Origin of the sequence: Nocardioides sp. CCNWLW239, from assembly GCF_037137035.1 — a bacterium.
GTDB lineage: Bacteria > Actinomycetota > Actinomycetes > Propionibacteriales > Nocardioidaceae > Nocardioides.
Genome location: NZ_JBBBNW010000009.1, coordinates 65,786 through 83,666, shown reverse-complemented (window position 1 = coordinate 83,666; position 17,881 = coordinate 65,786). Strand labels below are relative to the sequence as shown.

The window sequence follows — 17,881 nt, the reverse complement described above, 5'->3', positions numbered from 1 at the left end:
CGGCGTACGACCTGGGGTTGATCGGCAAGGGTCGGCTCAGGGTCTTCCCCGGGTCAGGGTCACCCCGTCAGCCAGGCGGTAGGGGTTGGTCGAGACCAGGGCGCCGATCGAGCGGCGCAGCCGGGAGACCTCGGCGCGCACGGTGACGATGTGCTCGGCGTCGCCGAAGACGGCCTCGCTGAGCCCGCGCGCGGTCAGGCCGGAGGGGCCGGCCGCGTGGACGAGGGAGAGGATCTCGACGTGGCGCCGGGTCAGCGTGGTGCGCCAGCTGCCCGAGCCCGAGACGACCTCAAGGGTGCCGTCGGGATCGAGTCGGGCGGTGAGGCTTCCCGAGCCCGACGAGGTCGGCCGGACCAGCCAGCCACGCTCGCCGACCCGCTCCGGCAGGCACAGGCCCAGGCCCGGGACGGTCAGCATCTTGTCCTGTCGCGGCGCCGCGATCCGGTCACGGGCGGCCATCCCGGCGTGGTGGGCGACCCAGCCGTCGTCGTCGACGACCAGGAGTGGGCCCTCGACACCGGAGACGACGTGATCGGTCTCGCGCCGCAGGCGCTCGAGCCACTCCAGGTGGTGGCGCCACAGGCTCATCTCGGCCAGGCGCACCGCGCTCTCGACCAGGGCACCGATCGCCGGATGAAGCGTCATGGCCGGCCCACTGACGTCGACGACGCCGAGGAGCGCTCCGGTGCGTGGGTCATGGATCGGGGCGGCCGTGCAGTACCAGGGATGCTGTGCCTGCTCGAAGTGCTCCGCGGAGAAGAGCTCGACCGGTGCCGCCTCGGCCAGCGCGGTGCCGATCGCGTTGGTGCCGACCGCGCGCTCGGTCCACAGCGCTCCCTCGACGAAGCCGAGCTGGTCGGCGATCCTGAGCACCCGCGCCGAGCCCTCGCGCCACAGCACCACGCCCTCGGCGTCGGTGACCACCATCAGGTACGTCGCGGCATCCGCCGCCGAGGTCAGCACCGCCCGCAGGTCGCCGATCACCGTCGCCAGCGGCGAGCGGGCTCTCCTGGCCGCGCACTCGGCGGCTGACGGCGTACGTCTGCCGTTGCTGCTGCCGGGCTCCAGGCCCATGCTCATCACGCGGCGCCAGGAGCGCTCGACCAGGATCCTGGGCGTGCTCGGCGGGCGGCTGCCGGACAGGACGGCGTCGTGCACGCGTACGAGGTCGCGGGCCAGACGCGGCAGATCTGCTCCCGCCGGCACTGCTCCGGTCACGGTCATCTGGCGTCCACCTCCGCCTCCGAGGGTAGGTGCTCGCTGTGACCTGCGCCACATGCAATCCGTTGCAACCCTTTCTCGAGCGCCCGCGCGACGGTGTGCTGGAGGCATGACGCAGACACTCGACTCCCCTCCCGTGGCCGCCCAGTCCGGCCCGGCGCAGATCTGGCTCGCCGACTTCGAGGCCGCCCTGAGGGCGCGCGACATCCCCCGGGCCGCCGGCCTGTTCGCCACCACGAGCTTCTGGCGTGACCTGGTCGCCTTCTCCTGGAACATCACCACGGTCGAGGACCCGACCGGGGTCGCCGACCTGCTCACGGCCACGCTGGACCGGGTCGATCCCTCCGGCTTCGCGCTCGAGGAGCCGGAGGCCACCGATGCGGGGGTGACGACGGCGTGGTTCACCTTCGAGACGGCCATCGGCCGTGGCCGTGGGCTGCTCCGTCTCAAGATCGAGGACGGCCAGCCCAAGGCGTGGACGTTCCTGACCACCCTCTACGAGCTCAAGGGACACGAGGAGCCTCGTGGCGAGCGGCGCCCGAAGGGTGCCGAGCACGGCGTCAACCGCGACCGGGTGACCTGGGCCGAGAAGCGCCAGGCCGAGGCGGAGACACTGGGCCTGACCGAGCAGCCGTACGTGCTGGTCATCGGTGGCGGGCAGGGCGGCATCGCGCTCGGTGCGCGCCTGCGCCAGCTCGGCGTACCGTCGCTCGTCATCGACCGCTACGAGCGGCCCGGTGACCAGTGGCGCGGCCGCTACAAGTCGCTGTGCCTGCACGACCCGGTCTGGTACGACCACCTGCCCTACCTGAAGTTCCCTGACAACTGGCCCGTCTTCGCGCCCAAGGACAAGATCGGCGACTGGCTGGAGTCCTACGTCAAGGTGATGGAGGTGCCCTACTGGTCCTCGACCACGGCCACCAGTGCCTCCTACTCCGATGAGGACGGTGAGTGGACGGTCGACGTCACGCGCGGCGGGGAGGAGATCACACTGCACCCGAAGCAGCTCATCCTGGCCACCGGGATGTCCGGCAAGCCGAACATCCCCGATCTGCCCGGCATGGACATCTTCCAGGGCGAGCAGCACCACTCCTCCCAGCACCCGGGCCCGGATGCGTACGAGGGCAAGCGGGTCGTCGTGATCGGGTCGAACAACTCCGCCTTCGACATCTGCGGGGCCCTGTTCGAGCACGGCGCCGACGTGACGATGGTGCAGCGCTCTTCGACCCACATCGTGAAGAGCGACACCCTAATGGACATCGGCCTCGGTGACCTCTACTCCGAGCGCGCGGTCGCCTCCGGGATGACCACGGAGAAGGCCGACCTGGTCTTCGCCTCCCTCCCCTACCGGATCATGCACGAGTTCCAGATCCCGCTCTACCAGCAGATGGCCGAGCGTGACGCCGACTTCTACGCCCGCCTGGAGAAGGCCGGCTTCCGGCACGACTGGGGCGACGACGGTTCGGGCCTGTTCATGAAGTACCTCCGCCGCGGCTCGGGCTACTACATCGACGTGGGCTCGGCCGAGCTGGTCGCCAACGGGGACGTGAAGCTGGCCCAGGGGCAGGTCTCCCACCTGACCGAGACGTCGGTCGTCCTCGAGGACGGCACCGAGCTGCCCGCCGACCTGGTCGTGTACGCCACCGGCTACGGCTCCATGAACGGCTGGGCCGCCGACCTGATCAGCCAGGAGGTCGCCGATCGCGTCGGCAAGTGCTGGGGCCTGGGCTCCGACACGACGAAGGACCCCGGGCCGTGGGAGGGCGAGCAGCGCAACATGTGGAAGCCGACCCAGCAGGAGGCGTTGTGGTTCCACGGCGGCAACCTGCACCAGTCGCGCCACTACTCGCTCTATCTGGCGCTGCAGCTCAAGGCCCGGTTCGAGGGGATCGAGACGCCGGTCTACAACCTGGCGCCGGTGCATCATCTCGCGTAGCGGACTGGACCGCGGGCGGTCGACGCGCGAACGAAGTTCGTTCGCCGTCAGGTCCCCAGCAGGGAGTCAGCGGCCGACCAGGCCGGTCTCGTAGGCCAGCACCACGAGCTGGACGCGGTCACGAGAACCGGTCTTGGCCAGCAACCGGCCGACGTGGGTCTTCACGGTGGCCTCGGCGACCACGAAGGTGTCGGCGATCTCGGTGTTGGACAGGCCGCGCCCGACGAGGGTGAGCACCTCACGCTCGCGCTCCGTCAGCATCGCCAGGCGCTGCTCGGCGGCGGCCGTCGCCGGGGTCAGCGGTGCGGCGGCGGCGAAGTGCTCCAGGAGTCGCCGGGTGGTGCTGGGCGCGACGACCGAGTCCCCGGAGTGCACGGTGCGGATGGCGCTGAGCAGGTCCTCGGGACGGGCATCCTTGAGCAGAAAGGCAGCGGCGCCGGCCCGGATGGCGGCGAAGGCGTACTCGTCGAGGTCGAAGGTGGTCAGCACGATCACCCGCGGCGCGCCCTCACGGCCGGCGATGAGGCCGGTCGCCTCGACGCCGTCCATGCGCGGCATGCGTACGTCCATCAGGACCACGTCGGCGTCGGTGCGGGCCAGTGCGGTGACCGCCTCCTGCCCGTCGCCGGCCTCGCCGACCACGCTCAGGTCGGGTTGGGAGTCGATGAGCATCCGGAACCCGGCGCGTACGAGGTCCTGGTCGTCGACGAGAAACACCCTGATGGGTTCGGCACTGAGCGTCATGGCGCCAGTCATATCAGCGCCAGTCATGTCACGGGGAGTTTCGCGTAGATGCGGAAGCCGCCGCCGGGGGCGGGGCCGGCCTCGAGGGTTCCGCCGTGGGCCGAGATCCGCTCCCGCATCCCGAGGAGCCCGAGGCCGCCGGACTCCGCGACGGTGTCCGCGGCGGCGCCTCGGCCGTCGTCGATGACCTCGATCTCGAGCACGTTCCCGTCGGCCTTCACCGAGACCGTGGCCGCGGCGCCGGGACCGGCATGCTTGCGTACGTTGCTGAGGGCCTCCTGCACCACCCGGAAGGAGGTCAGCGCAACGCCTTCGGGCACCGCGAGGCCGGGCTCGGGAAGCGTCGCGGTCAGCTCCATCCCACCCGCCCGGGTCTCCTCGACGAGGGTCGCGATGTCGCTCAGCCGGGGCTGGGGGCGGGTCAGCGTGTCCCCGTCACGCAGCAGGCCGAGCAGCTGACGCATCTCCGTCAGCGCCTCCCGTGCCGTCTGCGCGACGGTCTCCAACGCCTGCGGAGCCACGGTCGGGTCCTGCTCGGCCGCGAAACGCGCTCCGTCGGCCTGCACCACGATGACGCTCAGCCCGTGCGCCACCACATCGTGCATCTCCCGGGCGATCCGCGCCCGCTCCTGGGTCGCGCCGAGCTCGGCACGCTGCTCGGCCTCGCGGCGCAGCTGCTCGTTGCGCTGGATGAGCGAGTCGACGTACGCCGCTCTGGTGCGCGCCAGCGCACCCAGCGCCCACGCGGCGACCGGGAAGGTGGCGAGCGAGAGGACGACCGGGACGTACGTGCTCCAGTTGATGCCGTCCTGGGGCTCGCCGTTGGAGGAGGCGTCGACGGCCTGCATCCAGTCATGGGTGCCGAGGACGGAGCCGAACAGACCGACCGCGAGCGCGGCCAGGCCCCAGCGCGGGCTGGCGTAGCGCGCCACCGAGTAGACCGCGATCGGGTAGGAGACCTGCGAGACCAGCGGATAGTCGATGAGCAGCACCTGCAGACCACAGGCGCCGGCCACGATGGTGTAGACGATCAGCGGATGTCGGCGACGCCACAGCAGAGGTACGAGCTGGGTGATCACGAGGAGCAGGTCGACGACGTGGCTCGTGCTCGTGACGTCCTGGGCGGCGTTGCCGTCGACGAGCGCCTGGATCGCGTAGAACGGGATGATCAGGAACAGGGTGCCGGCGAGCAGTACGTCGAACCACCATCGCCCACGCGGGCCGAGCCGCCAGGGGCGTACCAACTCCTCCACGCACCCACCGTAGAGGAGCCGAGGCGGTCGCGACGTCAGCCTGGGGACGGATGTGCTCGTCAGACCCGAGGCGGACTAGAATCCAGAGGCTGGCGATGGATCCGGCATTGGATCGTTGGGGTTGGAGGACTCGTGGAGGCAGTGCGCTACGTCGCGATCGGTGACTCGTTCACGGAAGGTGTCGGCGACGAGATGCCCGACGGCCACGTACGCGGCTGGGCCGACCTCGTCGCCCAGGGCTGGGCGGCGTCGGGGACGCCGGTGGAGTACGCCAACCTCGCCATCCGCGGGCGCCTGATCCGCCCGATCGTCGAGGAGCAGCTTCCCGCCGCGCTGGCGCTGAAGCCGACCCACCTGTCCTTCAACGGCGGCGGCAACGACATGCTCCGCCCGAAGGCCGACGCCAACGCGATCGCCGACATGCTCAACCCGGTGCTGGAGGCCTGCGACGCCAACGGGATCACGCTGATCCTGCTCTCCGGCGCCAACCCGTCGGCCCGGCTGCCGCTCGGCAGGGTCTTCCAGCGTCGCGGCGACGAGCTCTGCGACCTCGTCGAGCGGCGCGTCGCCGACCGCGACGACATCGTGCGGGCCTACAACTGGCCCGACACCACGCTCATGGACGGTCGCTTCTGGTCCGAGGACCGGCTCCACATGAACGCCCGCGGCCACCACCGCGTCGCCGCCCGCGTCCTCGACTCGCTCGGCGTCGACGTCCCCGAGGGTTGGTGGGACCTGGACTTCGAGGCCGCGGTCGGCAAGAAGGGTCTGGCCTACTACCGCGAGTTCGTCGGCCCCTGGATCCACCGCCGCCTCACCGGACGGTCCTCGGGTGACGGTCGTTCCGCCAAGTTCCCCACCTGGACGCCGATCGCCGGCTGAGAGCCGAGGCGTCAGCCCCGTCGGCCGAGGCGTCACGCACGTCGGCCGAGGCGTCAGCGCTGCGCCCACTCGGCCGACGCCGGCGACGCCTCGGCCGACCGGAGCGACGTCTCGGCGAGGGTGAACGGTCAGGACCAGTGGCGGCGGATGACGGTCGTGAGGTCGAAGGGGTCGGCGCCGCGCTGGGCGGCCAGGATGCCGGCGCCTTCGGGCGAGGCGGTGTAGAGGAGTCCGGAGCCGCCGACCCAGTGCTCCCAGGCGTTCTGGAAGGCTCTCGCGTCGGCGGCACGGCGACCGAGCGCGGCGGGGACAGCGTGCCACGCCTCGGCCTGCGCGCGATGGTGGCCCGAGATCCCGAGCCGCAACCTCTCGAGTACGTCCAGGTCGCCGACGACGGGCCGCGAGACCAGGTAACGAGGAGCGGCGATCGGGGACAGCGCCTCCTCGAGCGAGGCCGCGAACAGTGCCGACTCCTCCTCGGGCACCCCGGCCAGGTGAAGGCGGTAGCTGCCGTCGGTGTCCACGGCGATCTCCAGCCCGTCGGCGCCGACCGAGGTCCGTCCGGTCGCGACCAGCGCGTCGGCGACAGCCGCTCCGACCGCTCCGACGCTGGGGCGGCGGCGCAGCTGGGAGGCGATCCTGGTGCCGTCGCGATAGACGTACGCGGCCCAGAGCGCCCACATCGCGGCGGCCAGGCCACCGAGCGCCGCGACGCCGCCACCGACGCCGACGGCCGTCACCACGACCACGGCGATGCTCAGCAGCGCTGCCGGCGCCAGGACGGCCTTCGCCGGCAGCCGCCACTCCGGCACCCGGCCCTCCAGCAGCCGGAAGCCCGGCGGCCTCGGCGCGAGCACCACTCCCGCCGGCGCACGTAGCGCTCCGGCGCGGCGCAGCCGGACCCGGACGGTGCGGCCGGCGACGTCGGCGTACGGCTCCCCGATCCGCCACCGCTCCCGGATCGCCGCGCGGTCCTCGGACCGGGCGACCATCCGGGCGTTGACCTCGTCGAACGTGGACTCCGGCGGCGCTGCGTACGGGGAGAAGGACTCGTCGATGTGGCCGACGCCGTCGACGATCGAGCCGTCCTCGTCGGCGCCGAAGAAGCCGTCGTGCTTGCGGACCAGCCGCTTCCAGTCGTTGTCGCCGCGCGGGTGCTCCTCCTCGACGCAGACGACCGTCCAGTTGACCGCGACCTTGTCAGGCCGCTCGGGATCCGTACGCAGCGACCGCCCGCGCAGCTGCACGACCGCTGTCGTGGTGGTGGCAGCGGTGAGGTCCACGATCCCGGTGACCGAGCGGGCGTCCCAGCCTTCGCCGAGCAGACCCCGCGTCCCGACCAGGACCCGGCAGCCGCCGGTCTCGAAGAACCGGGTCACGTGCGCGACCCACTGCCGGCTCGTCCAGCGCCCCACGAGCGTGGCGTACGCCTCCCCCGGCTCGACGACCAGCGCCCTCGCCAGCGCGGGGTCGGTCTCGGCGACGTGCGCGACCAGCGCGGTGAGGGTCGGCGCGGGCCCGGCGACGGTGGCGCCGGTGACCAGCAGCACGTCGTCGTGGGCGGCGCACAGCGTCGCGAGCACCGCCCGCGCCGAGCCCGCCTGCTCGGCGATCACGCCTCGTAGGTCGAGCGGCAGCGTGGCCGAGGCCCGCTCGTGGTCGGTGACGACGATGAGTCGCAGCGAGTCACCGTGCGCCAGCCGTTCGTGGTCGATGATGGCGGCGGTCGCCGTCGTCTTGGCCTCCGAACGCGCCAGCACCCGGTCGACCGGCGAACGCCCCGCGCGGATCCCGCGCCGCGTCAGCGAGTAACCGACCGCTGGCAGCGCCTTCTTGATCACGGCCAGGGCTTCCTGGTCGGCTTCCGCCTCGGACGACGTCAGGTGCCCCCGCACCCAGTCGCCGATCAGCGCCACCCAGTCCTCGGCGGACGGGTCGCGACGGTGCGCCTCGGTGAGGGTCGCCCCTTCGGGCAGCGCGATCAGACCGCGGTGGTGCGCCCGCAGGGCGGCGGTGGCGAGGTCGGGCGACGACCTCGCGAGCTCGGCCCAGGAGGGGGCGGGGGCTGATCGCATCACGAACCTGCGGTCCAGCCAGGTCAGGAACGGCACGCTGCCCAGATCGTCGGAGGTCAGCGCGGTGAGCAGCTCCTCGAAGCGCTCCGCGCTCCCCCGCAGCCACTCCCGTTCGTCCGGCGTCGGCGCGGTCAGCCACACCAGGTCGGCGAACGGCGCCAGGTCGCCCTCGCGCACCACGGCCGGGATCGAGGTCGCGAAGACGATCTCGCCGAACAGGGACCCGACCAGCGCGGACTCCTCCTTGGTCAGCGCCTCGGGCGGGGTCGCGGTCAGCCCGAGCACGCGCGCGTCCGGGAGCAGCTGGAGGATCTCGCCCAACAGCTCGCCCCAGACCTCGAGCAGGTGGTGGCACTCGTCCAGCACGAGCAGCAGCGGTCCGGCCGTACGCAGCGCCGAGACCAGTGCCCGCCCGTTGTCGTGCAGCCGGGCCAGGTGGCTCTCGCCGGTCTCCGCCTCGTCGTCGGGGTCACCGAAGACCGCGACCGACTGGTAGGTCAGCGACGTCAGCGGCGCCTCGAGCTCCCGCGACCCGGACGCCGCCACACCGGTCGCGGACGCCTGGCGCAGCCACTGCCCTTGGATCGCCGTGTTGGGGCTGAGCACGACGACCTTCGCGCCGTCCGCGATCGTCTCCCGCGCGGTCTCGAGCCCGACGAGCGTCTTCCCCGCCCCTGGTGGCAGCGCCACCCACGCGCGCCTGCGTCCCTCCTCCCAGGCCGCGCCCAGCGCGGAGAGTGCACGCTGCTGATGGACCCGGAGCTTCACGTCGCGAAGCCTAGTCAGCCGAGGCGTCACCCGCGTCGCCCGAGGCGTCGCGTACGTCGCCCGACTGGGCAGCACGGTGCCGCCTCGGCCGACGTACCTGACGCCTCGGCCGACCTGGCCGACGCCTCGGCAGGGCTAGCGGTCGATCCGCGCGATCGACCCCTGCGCGGCGGCGACGAGCACCTCGGAGCCGTCCGCGGCGACCGTGAAGACCTCGCAGCGGGTCAGCGCGTTGCGGCTGGTGTGGTTGATCACCTCGGCGTACGCCCGCAGGTGGTCGCCGTTGGACGGGCGCAGGAAGTCGATCGAGAAGCCTCGGGTGAGGACGTGCGGACCGAGGATCGTGCCGCCGGCGAACGCGAGTGCGTTGTCGGCGGCGTAGGAGAGTACGCCGCCATGGACCGTGCCGAACTGCTGCAGCAGCTCCTCCCGGAGCGGGATGCGCAGGGTGGCGTGCCCGTAGCCGACCTCACCGACCTCGACGCCGATCAGCCTGCTGAAGGGCTGGTTCGCCAGGATCTCCGCGGCCTCCGAGGCCGTCACCGCAGGTGTCTCCGCCATGGCGGCAAACCTACCGGTGCGGCCTTGAGGACCTCAGGCAGCCGTCGCGAAGACCGCCTCCGACTCCGGGTTGCGAGCGATCGAGCGCCGCGCGAAGGAGAACGCGACCGCGCCGAGGATCGAGGTGACCACCATGGTGATCGCCAGCGGCACCGCGGTGTGCTCACCGGCGACGGCGCCGAGCGGCGAGGCGAGCCCACCGCCGAGAAACATGATCCCGCCCATCAGCGCCGAGCCCGAGCCGACCGACGGCCGGGCCTGCTCGATGGCCAGGGCCCCGGTGTTGCCCATGATCAGCCCGACGCAGGTGGTGACGACCAGGATCGGCAGCAGGATGAGCGCCTTCGGCACCGGCAGGAGCGCGACGACGAGCACGAGCATCGCCGCCGCGGCGAGCACCGGCTGCGCCGACCGGACGATCCGCGCCGGATGCACCTGCCGCCTGGCCAGCCGCGCGGAGAACAGGCCGGCGACGGTCAGGAACGCAGCGTTGACCGCGAACCCGATGCCGTAGACCGCGGCCGACGTGCCGATCACCGACTGGTAGAGGAACGAGGACGAGGAGACGTACGTCATCAGGGTGGCGAACGTGAGCGACTGCGTCAGCGTGTAGCCGAGGAAGGCGGGCTTGGCGAGGAGACGGCCCAGGTCGGCGTACTCGACCCGGGGGCTGCGCCGTTCGGCCGGGAGCGACTCGCGGATCACCAGCAGCACGACGACGACCTGCGCGACGGCGATCGCGGCGACGATGCCGAGCACGCCGCGCCACGGCACGAACCCGGCGATGGCACCACCGACCACCGGGGCCACGATCGGCGCGATCCCGCTGATCGACATCATGATCGACATCGCTCGGGCCGCAGCGAAGCCGTGGAGCACGTCGGCCACGATCGCCCGCGCCATCACGATCCCGGCAGCGGCAGCGAGCGCCTGCAGGAAGCGCGCGGCGATCAGCAGCTCGACGGAGGGCGCCAGCGCGGCCAGCACGCCGGCCACCGCAGCCACGACCGACCCGATCAGCAGCGGCTTGAGCCGCCCGAACCGGTCGGAGATCGGCCCCCAGGCGATCTGGCCGAGCGCGAGGCCGATCAGGAAGGCGGTGAGGGTGAGCTGTACGTTGCTTGCCGCTGCTCCCAGATCGGACCCGATCTGGGGGAAGGACGGCAGGTAGAAGTCGATCGCCAGCGGCGCGGATGCCGAGAGCAGAGCGAGGGCGAGCAAGAGCCGCGGCGGGACTGACGTCACCGAGGAGACCTCCGGAGGGGTGGTTGAAGAAGACAACCAACCGAACGTCGTAGCCCCGCCGGGCATTCCTCACCAGAGCGTGACGGACCTCTCGAAGATCCCGGTCAGGTCCTCCGCCGACGGCTGCTTCGGGGCGGTGGCGAGCAGCCGCTGCTGCTTGAGCGCCCCCTCGACCAGGTCGGGGATGTCTGCGGCTCCGTAGCCGACCGAGCCGATCCCCGCCGGGATCCCGATGTCCCGCATCAGGTCGGTCAGCACCCGGGGCAGCAGGTCGCGCGGCTCCTCCTGGGACTCGTCGAAGCCGGGCGCCAGCAGACGGGCCGCGCGGAGGTGTCGCTCGGGGGCGGCGTCGAAGGTGTAGCGGAACGCCTCGGGAGCGGTCAGCGACACCGCCATCCCGTGCGGCACCAGCGCCTCGTCCCCCGGGTAGTCGGCCGGGTGGAAGTCCCGCACCCGGCCCGCGATCGGGTAGGCGCAGGCGTGCGGGATGTGCACGCCCGCATTTCCGAAGCCCAGGCCCGCGAAGGTCGCCGCGAACGCCATATCACCGCGCGCAAGGGTGTCGTCGCCGTGGGCGACCGCTTGCCGGAACGAGCCCGCCAGCAGCGACAGACCCTTCTCGGACCACATGTCGGAGATCGGGTTGGCGCCACAGTAGGGCACCCGCTGGGCCGGCTCCTTGCGGTCGTAGGAGGTGTAGGGGCGGGCCGTGTAGCTCTCCAGCGCGTGGCACAGGATGTCCATCCCGGACGCGGCCGTCACCCCGGCCGGCTGGGTCATCATCAGGTCCGGGTCGACGACGGCCAGCGTGGGTCGCAGGCGGGCGTGCGAGATCCCGGTCTTCACCTTGAGCGAGAGCACGTCGAGCACGCACACGGTCGTCGACTCCGCGCCGGTCCCGGTGGTGGTCGGCACCGCCACCAGCGGCAGCAGCGGGCGTGCCGGCGCGAGCCCGCGACCGACCGGCGCGTTGAGGTAGTCCATCAGGTCACCGTCGTTGGTGGTCAGCAGGTTGACCGCCTTCGCGGTGTCGATGCTCGACCCACCCCCGACAGCCACGATCGCGTCGAACGGCCCGTTCTCGCGGGCGAACTCCACCGCGGCCCGCATGCTCTCGTCGGTCGGCTCGACATGGACGCCGTCGAAGACGACGGCCTCGACGTCGTACGCCTTCATCTGCTCGCCCACCCGCTGCGGCAGCCCGGTCGCGGAGATGCCGGGATCGGTCACCACGAGGGCGCGGCGGGCGCCCAGCGAGGCCAGGTCGTAGCCGATCTCGGCCGATGCGCCGGTGCCGAACTTGAGCTGCGGGGAGCCATAGGTGAACACGGTCTCGGGGGTGGCATGCGTCATGAGCGCACGATATCCACCGGCCCGCACGAGGATCATCGGCCGGAGTGCACAAACGTCTCGTGAGACACCCGTAGTCTTAAGTCAGGTAATTCACTAGACTTTATTTAGATCAAGTCCGATGCCGTCCCAGAGGAGACCACGAATGACCGTCACCGAAGCATCCCCCACCCGCGACCTCGACGAGCTCACCGTCCGCAAGGTCGGCGGCCGGATCGGCGCCCGTATCGACGGCGTGACCCTCTCCGGCGACCTCCCCGCCGAGACGGTCGCCGAGATCAGGGCCGCGATCCTGAAGCACAAGGTCGTGTTCTTCCGCGGCCAGGACCACCTCGACGACCGTGCACAGATCGCCTTCGGCGAGCGCCTGGGTCCGCTGACGACCGCGCACCCGACCGTCAACACCGGCAGCGCCCGGGTGCTGACGCTCAAGGCCAACCGCGGCATGGCCGCCAACTCCTGGCACACCGACGTCACCTTCGTCGACCGGCCTCCGGCGTTCTCGATCCTGCGCGGCGCGGAGATCCCGGAGTACGGCGGCAACACCGTCTGGGCCAACACCGTCACCGCCTACGAGCGACTCCACCCGCAGCTCAAGGCGCTGGTCGACAACCTGTGGGCGGTCCACTCCAACGACTACGACTACGTACGCCCCGACCAGGCCGAGGCCACCGACGACGTCGCCGCGCGTCGGCGCGAGGAGTTCGTCTCGACGATCTACCGGACCGAGCACCCTGTGGTGCGGATCCACCCGGAGACCGGCGAGCGCGCGCTCGTCCTGGGCCACTTCGTCAAGCACTTCTCCGGCCTGAACCAGAAGGAGAGCGCGACGCTGTTCAACCTTCTCCAGGACCGGGTCACCGCCCTGGAGAACACCGTCCGCTGGCACTGGCAGCAGGGCGACGTCGCGATCTGGGACAACCGCGCCACCCAGCACTACGCCGTCGCCGACTTCGACGAGCTGCCGCGCGAGGTGCGGCGCATCACCGTCCAGGGCGACGTCCCCGTCTCCATCGAGGGCGAGCACAGCCGGGTGATCGAAGGCTCCGCCGAGGTCTACAACCGCCTCGACGACCTGATCTCCTGAAGCTCGGCCGACGTACGCCCGGGAGGTCAGGCGATGGTGAAGCCGACCTTCCGGGCGACGACGTCGGCCGACTCCAGCCGCACCTGGACCTCCTCACCCAGCGGGAGGGCCTCGGTGCTCGTCACCCGGGCCTCGATGGCCGGTTCCTCGACCGTGATCGAACCCTTCGTCTTGTCCTCGTCGTCGACCTCGACGACCACCGCCGCGAAGGTGTCCCCGACCCGTTTGGACAGCAGTCCGGCCTCGACCAGATCCACGACACCGCGCTCGTAGGCACCGCTGGTGCGCGAGGAGGCCTTCATCGTCTCGGGGAGCGTGGCGAACGCGCTCGTCACCCAGTCGGGGACCGGCTCGTCGGCGCAGAGCGCGAGGCAGACCTCACCGGCGTAGCGGTCGATCAACCGGCGCAGCGGAGCGGTGACGTGCATGTATTCGTTGGCGAGCGCCGAGTGCTCGGTCAGCTCCGGCAGCTCGCCGTCGAAGGAGGCGTACCCGCTCCCGCGCAGCAGCCGGGTGCAGGCGATCGCCATCGCGGCGTGCTTGCCGTTCTTGCCGTCCAGGGAGCGGATGAAGTCGGGGTAGGGCATCTCCGCAGGCCACTCCAGCCCGAGCGCGCGGGCCGTGCGGTGCAGGCGCTGTACGTCGCGAGGATCGGGATCGGGGAGGGTCCTCAGCAGTCCGACGCGGGCGCGGACCATCAGGTCGGCCGCGGCGAAACCGGTCAGCAGCGAGATCTGCGCGTTCCACTCCTCCACGGGCAGCAGGTCGCGATACTCGAGCGACCACTGATCACCCTCGACCGAGATCTCCTGGTCGCGCAGGGGCAGGTTCACACCGCCGCGGGAGGCCTCGAGAGCGATCCGCTTCTCGCCGATCTCCTTCAGCAGCTGGAGCGACTCGGCGTAGTCGGTGTCGTCGAACCCGTCGCCGTCGAACATCTTCTGTACGCCGTCGTAGGAGAGCTTCGCCCGCGACCGCACCAGCGCCCGCTCGACGACGGTCTCGGTCCCCTCACCGGTGGCGTCGAGCCTGTGGGTCCACAGCAGCGCGGGTCGCACCTGGTCCGGGAGCAGCGAGGCGGCGTCCTCGGAGAGCACCTTGGGGTGCAGCGGGATCTTCGCGTCGGCGGCGTAGAGGGTCTCGCCGCGCTTGTTGGCCTCGAGGTCGACCGGGTCGCCGGGCGCCACGAAGGCGGCCACGTCGGCGATCGCGTAGTGCACCACGTAACCGTCACCGTCGCGCTCCAGATGGAGCGCCTGGTCGAGGTCCATCGACGTCTCGGGATCGATCGTGACGAACGGCAGGTCGGTGCGGTCCAGCTCCGGGAGCCTCGGGGCGGCCGCAGCGGCGGCCGCAGCCTCCTCGACCTCGGGCGGGAACTCGGCGGTCACTCCCAGCTCCGCCTGGAGCGCGGCGATCCCGTCGCGGAGCGTGGTGGCGGCGACACCGCTGTCGGCGCGCGCCACCCGGATGATGCGGGCTGATGACATACGAGGCACGATATTCGACGTGCTGATCCTGTTGCCGCCGTCCGAAGGTAAAACCGCTCCGAGTCGTGGCAAGTCGCTCTCGTCGGACGAGCTCTCGCTCCCGGTCCTCAACCCGGCACGCGCCAAGGTCGTCGACGCGCTGGTCGAGCTGTGCACCACCCGCCCGGACGCCGCCGTCGAGATCCTGGGCATCCCGAAGACCCAGCCCGAGCTGGTGACCCTCAACGCCCGCCTGACGGAGGCACCGACCGCGCGCGCCGACCGGATCTACACCGGCGTCCTCTACGACGCCCTCTCCCCCACGACCCTGTCGCCCGCCGCCAAGCGTCGCGCGACGAGCCGGGTCATGGTCACCAGCTCGCTGTTCGGCCTCGTCGGGCTGGCCGACCGCATCCCTGCGTACCGTCTCTCGGGGGACACCACGCTTCCCGGTATCGGCGGCATCCAGGCCCACTGGCGTGCCCACCTCGGCCCCGGCATGACCGAGGCACTCGGCGACGGCCTGCTCGTGGACCTCCGGTCCGGGACGTACGCCGCTTTCTGGCGCCCCGGTGCCGACGGCTCCAGCACGGTGCCGGCCCGCACCGCCACCGTCCGCGTGCTCCACGAGCACAACGGCCAGCGCAAGGTGGTCAGCCACTTCAACAAGGCCACCAAGGGCCGCCTCGTCCGAGCGCTCCTCGAGTCCGGTTCGAACCCCCGCACCCCGGCCGCGCTCGCCGAGGCTCTCCGCGACCTCGGCTGGACGGTCGAGGTGGGCGCCCCGACCACCAAGGGCACCCAGCTCGACGTGGTCGTCACCGAGATCTGACCATCTCGCGCCGAGCCGGGCCGACTCGGCCTCAGAAAGTGGTGGCGGCGAAGTGGTCGCGGGCGGGAGGGAGCCCGTTGAACAGGCGCATCGAGGCGCGGCCGTCGGAGAAGAACGAGACCACGGTGGCGGATGCGGGCGAGAGCTCCATATTGAAGACGCCACCGATCGGGGTGCCGAGCGCGTGCGCGACGAGCAGCTTGATCGGCGAGACGTGCGAGGTGACCACGACGGTCTCCCCGGTGTGAGCCTCGAGCACCCGCTCGAGGCCGTCGAGGACGCGGACCTGCGCGGAGTCGAAGGACTCCCCGCCCGGCGGTGCGACCTCGGTCGCACCCATCCATTCCTTCATCTCCTCCGGGTGCCGCTGGGCGACCTCGCCGAAGGTGAGGCCCTCCCACTCGCCGAACTCGATCTCCGCGAACCCCGGCTCCTCGACCAGCTGCGCACCGAGCGCGCCGGCGACGATCTCGCCGGTCTCGAAGGCCCGCAGGACCGGTGAGGTCACCACGGTCGAGACCGAGGGCGCCAGCGGCTCGAGCCACTTCGCGGTGAGCAGGGCCTGCTCACGCCCCTCCTGGGTCAGCGGCGGGTTGTCGCCGCCGAGCCCGCCGGAGAACGCCTTCGCAGCCGTGTGCTTGGTGACTCCGTGGCGCACCAGCACGAGCGTGGTGGCGGCGACGTCGCCGCCCCAGCCACGCGACGTGGACGTCCGGCTCACAGCCCCGACTCGGCAGTCCGGACGAGGATGCGGGAGCACTCCTCACAGCGCACGACCTCGTCGGCAGCGAGACCGCGGATGCGGGAGATCTCGGCCGGGTCGAGCTGGAGGTTGCAGCCGCCGCAGCGGCGGGCGCGCAGCTCGGCCGCACCGACACCCATCTTGTCGCTGAGCCGCGTGTAGAGGGCGAGCAGGTCATCGGGGATGCCCTCGAGCGCAGGCGTACGCTCCTCGAGAACCCCGGCGAGCTCGGTGTCGATCTTCGCGGTCTCGACGTCGACGGAGTCGACCGCGACCGCGAGCTTCTCGTCGATCTCGGCGAGCTCGGCCTCGAGCCGGGTGACCTTGGCCTGGGCCTCCTCGAGCTGCTCCATGACCTCGAGCTCCTCGTCCTCGAGCACCGCGATCCGGCGGTCGAGGGTGGCCAGCTCGTGCTGCATGCGCTCGAGGTCCTTGGCGCTGCTGATCGCCCCGGAGTCCATCCGCTCCTGGTCACGCCGGCGGCGGGTCTTGACGGCCTCGACGTCAGCGTCGGCCTTCTTCTGCACCCGCTCGAGGTCGTCGCGGGTGACCCGGGCGTCGCGCACGGCATCGTCGGTGGTCTTCTTCGATGCCTGCAGCTCTGCCACGACGGCGGCCTGCGGCAGATGCGCACGGCGGTGGCGCAGCTGGAGCGCACGCGAGTCGAGCTCACAGACGTCGAGCAGCTTCACCTGGGCGAACGGGTCGGCTTTCAGCGGATTCTCCTCAGCTATTCACAAACGCAGCATTCACAGACGCTTGGTCCACGGGTCGGTGACGATCTCCGAGACCCGGGTGTCCACCGTATCTCCGAATGCCTCCCGAAGTCGCCTCGCCAGCACAGGCAGCCAGGTCCACTCGGCGGCCCAGTGCGGGATGTCGATCAGCGCACCGCCCTTCTCGAGAAACTCCGAGGCCGGATGGTGCCGCAGATCGCTGGTCACATAGACGTCGTACGCAGCCACCTGGTCGAGCAGGAAGTCGCCTGCACCGCCGCACAGCGCGACCGAGGAGACCGGCCGGTCGAGGTCGCCGGCGACCCGGATCCCGGACGCGGTGGCCGGGAGAGCCGCGGCCACGGTCTCGGCGAACGCGCCCAGCGTCGTCGGCTCCACCGTCCCGGCGCGCCCGGTGCCGACCTCGGGGGTCAGCCCCGGCACCAGCGGCCGCAGGGAGCTCAGCCCGAGCGCGAGCGCCAACGACTCCGAGACACCGCCGAGGGCCTGGTCGGCATTGGTGTGCGCGGTGAGCAGGGCACACTGCGCGGAGACCAGCGTCGAGAGCGTACGTCCCTTCGGCGTCGTCGCCGCGAACCCGTGCACGCCCTTGAGGAAGAGCGGATGATGGACCACCACCAGGTCCGCTCCCCACGCAGCCGCCTCCTCGGCGACCGGCAGGGTCGGGTCGACGGCGAGCAAGATCTTCGAGACCGGCGACGACGGGTCGCCCCAGACCAGCCCGACAGCATCCCAGTCGTCGGCGGTCTCGGGCGGGTACCACTCGTCCAGCAACGAGGTGACGGCAGACAGGGTCGGCATGGTGTAACCCTAGGGCCAGCCTCTGCCGATGACTCCACCGACGACGCCGAGCACGGAATCCAGTTCGTAACCGTTCCTTTACAACCGATTCCGTACTTTTCTCCGAATCCTGTGGTGGAATGCAGCGCTAAGTGAACAATCGACTGGAGCAGCGATGACCACGACAGCTTCCCCGGAA

15 protein-coding genes are annotated in these 17,881 nt (G+C 71.2%); 4 read left to right on the top strand and 11 right to left on the bottom strand.

Annotated elements, in window-relative coordinates; translation table 11 throughout:
* Window positions 1-36: 36 nt before the first annotated feature.
* A complete protein-coding gene (locus tag WBG06_RS25050) occupies window positions 37-1,224 on the bottom strand; it encodes a GAF domain-containing protein (RefSeq protein WP_336740323.1) in 1,188 nt (395 codons plus the stop codon).
* 106 nt (window positions 1,225-1,330) lie between these two features.
* Between WBG06_RS25050 and WBG06_RS25045 the strand changes: the two genes are divergently transcribed.
* Window positions 1,331-3,157 (top strand): flavin-containing monooxygenase, encoded by a 1,827-nt coding sequence (locus WBG06_RS25045; RefSeq protein ID WP_336740321.1) that lies wholly within the window; start codon window positions 1,331-1,333, stop codon window positions 3,155-3,157.
* A 66-nt stretch (window positions 3,158-3,223) separates the two neighbouring features.
* Here WBG06_RS25045 and WBG06_RS25040 read toward each other — a convergent pair whose 3' ends face one another.
* Window positions 3,224-3,901 (bottom strand): response regulator transcription factor, encoded by a 678-nt coding sequence (locus WBG06_RS25040; protein ID WP_336740319.1) that lies wholly within the window; start codon window positions 3,899-3,901, stop codon window positions 3,224-3,226.
* Between the two features lie 23 nt (window positions 3,902-3,924).
* Window positions 3,925-5,154, bottom strand: coding sequence for a sensor histidine kinase (locus WBG06_RS25035; RefSeq protein WP_336740317.1), 1,230 nt, complete (start codon window positions 5,152-5,154; stop codon window positions 3,925-3,927).
* 132 nt (window positions 5,155-5,286) lie between these two features.
* On the opposite strand from WBG06_RS25035, the gene WBG06_RS25030 reads away from it, so the two are divergent.
* A complete protein-coding gene (locus WBG06_RS25030; RefSeq protein WP_336740315.1) occupies window positions 5,287-6,036 on the top strand; it encodes an SGNH/GDSL hydrolase family protein in 750 nt (249 codons plus the stop codon).
* A gap of 128 nt (window positions 6,037-6,164) precedes the next feature.
* Here the strand turns inward: WBG06_RS25030 and WBG06_RS25025 are convergent, their stop codons facing one another.
* From WBG06_RS25025 to WBG06_RS25010, 4 genes are all read right to left on the bottom strand, one after another.
* A complete protein-coding gene (locus tag WBG06_RS25025) occupies window positions 6,165-8,879 on the bottom strand; it encodes a DEAD/DEAH box helicase family protein (protein ID WP_336740313.1) in 2,715 nt (904 codons plus the stop codon).
* Window positions 8,880-9,014: 135 nt separating this feature from the next.
* Window positions 9,015-9,440: a PaaI family thioesterase gene (locus WBG06_RS25020; protein ID WP_336740311.1), complete on the bottom strand. Its 426-nt coding sequence runs from the start codon at window positions 9,438-9,440 to the stop codon at window positions 9,015-9,017.
* 33 nt (window positions 9,441-9,473) lie between these two features.
* A complete protein-coding gene (locus WBG06_RS25015; RefSeq protein ID WP_336740309.1) occupies window positions 9,474-10,685 on the bottom strand; it encodes a multidrug effflux MFS transporter in 1,212 nt (403 codons plus the stop codon).
* Window positions 10,686-10,754: 69 nt separating this feature from the next.
* Window positions 10,755-12,038: a hydroxyacid-oxoacid transhydrogenase gene (locus WBG06_RS25010; protein WP_336740307.1), complete on the bottom strand. Its 1,284-nt coding sequence runs from the start codon at window positions 12,036-12,038 to the stop codon at window positions 10,755-10,757.
* A 142-nt stretch (window positions 12,039-12,180) separates the two neighbouring features.
* Here WBG06_RS25010 and WBG06_RS25005 point away from each other — a divergent pair, with 142 nt between their 5' ends.
* On the top strand, window positions 12,181-13,122 hold the full coding sequence (locus tag WBG06_RS25005) for a TauD/TfdA dioxygenase family protein (protein ID WP_336740305.1): 942 nt from the start codon (window positions 12,181-12,183) through the stop codon (window positions 13,120-13,122).
* 26 nt (window positions 13,123-13,148) lie between these two features.
* On the opposite strand, the gene WBG06_RS25000 is transcribed toward WBG06_RS25005, so the two are convergent.
* A complete protein-coding gene (locus WBG06_RS25000) occupies window positions 13,149-14,612 on the bottom strand; it encodes an RNB domain-containing ribonuclease (RefSeq protein WP_336740303.1) in 1,464 nt (487 codons plus the stop codon).
* A 19-nt stretch (window positions 14,613-14,631) separates the two neighbouring features.
* On the opposite strand from WBG06_RS25000, the gene yaaA reads away from it, so the two are divergent.
* Complete coding sequence (gene yaaA / locus WBG06_RS24995) at window positions 14,632-15,423, top strand: peroxide stress protein YaaA (protein WP_336740301.1); 792 nt, start codon at window positions 14,632-14,634, stop codon at window positions 15,421-15,423.
* Window positions 15,424-15,454: 31 nt separating this feature from the next.
* On the opposite strand, the gene WBG06_RS24990 is transcribed toward yaaA, so the two are convergent.
* From WBG06_RS24990 to WBG06_RS24980, 3 genes are read right to left on the bottom strand one after another with little or no spacing between them, the layout of a single operon-like run.
* Window positions 15,455-16,144 carry a histidine phosphatase family protein gene (locus tag WBG06_RS24990; protein WP_336740299.1) on the bottom strand — a complete coding sequence of 230 codons (690 nt, stop codon included), beginning with the start codon at window positions 16,142-16,144 and terminating at the stop codon, window positions 15,455-15,457.
* Window positions 16,141-16,857 (bottom strand): zinc ribbon domain-containing protein, encoded by a 717-nt coding sequence (locus WBG06_RS24985; RefSeq protein ID WP_336740297.1) that lies wholly within the window; start codon window positions 16,855-16,857, stop codon window positions 16,141-16,143. The genes WBG06_RS24990 and WBG06_RS24985 overlap by 4 nt, the downstream gene beginning before the upstream one ends.
* Before the next feature lie 57 nt (window positions 16,858-16,914).
* Window positions 16,915-17,703, bottom strand: coding sequence for a Nif3-like dinuclear metal center hexameric protein (locus WBG06_RS24980; protein WP_336740295.1), 789 nt, complete (start codon window positions 17,701-17,703; stop codon window positions 16,915-16,917).
* Window positions 17,704-17,881: the final 178 nt, after the last annotated feature.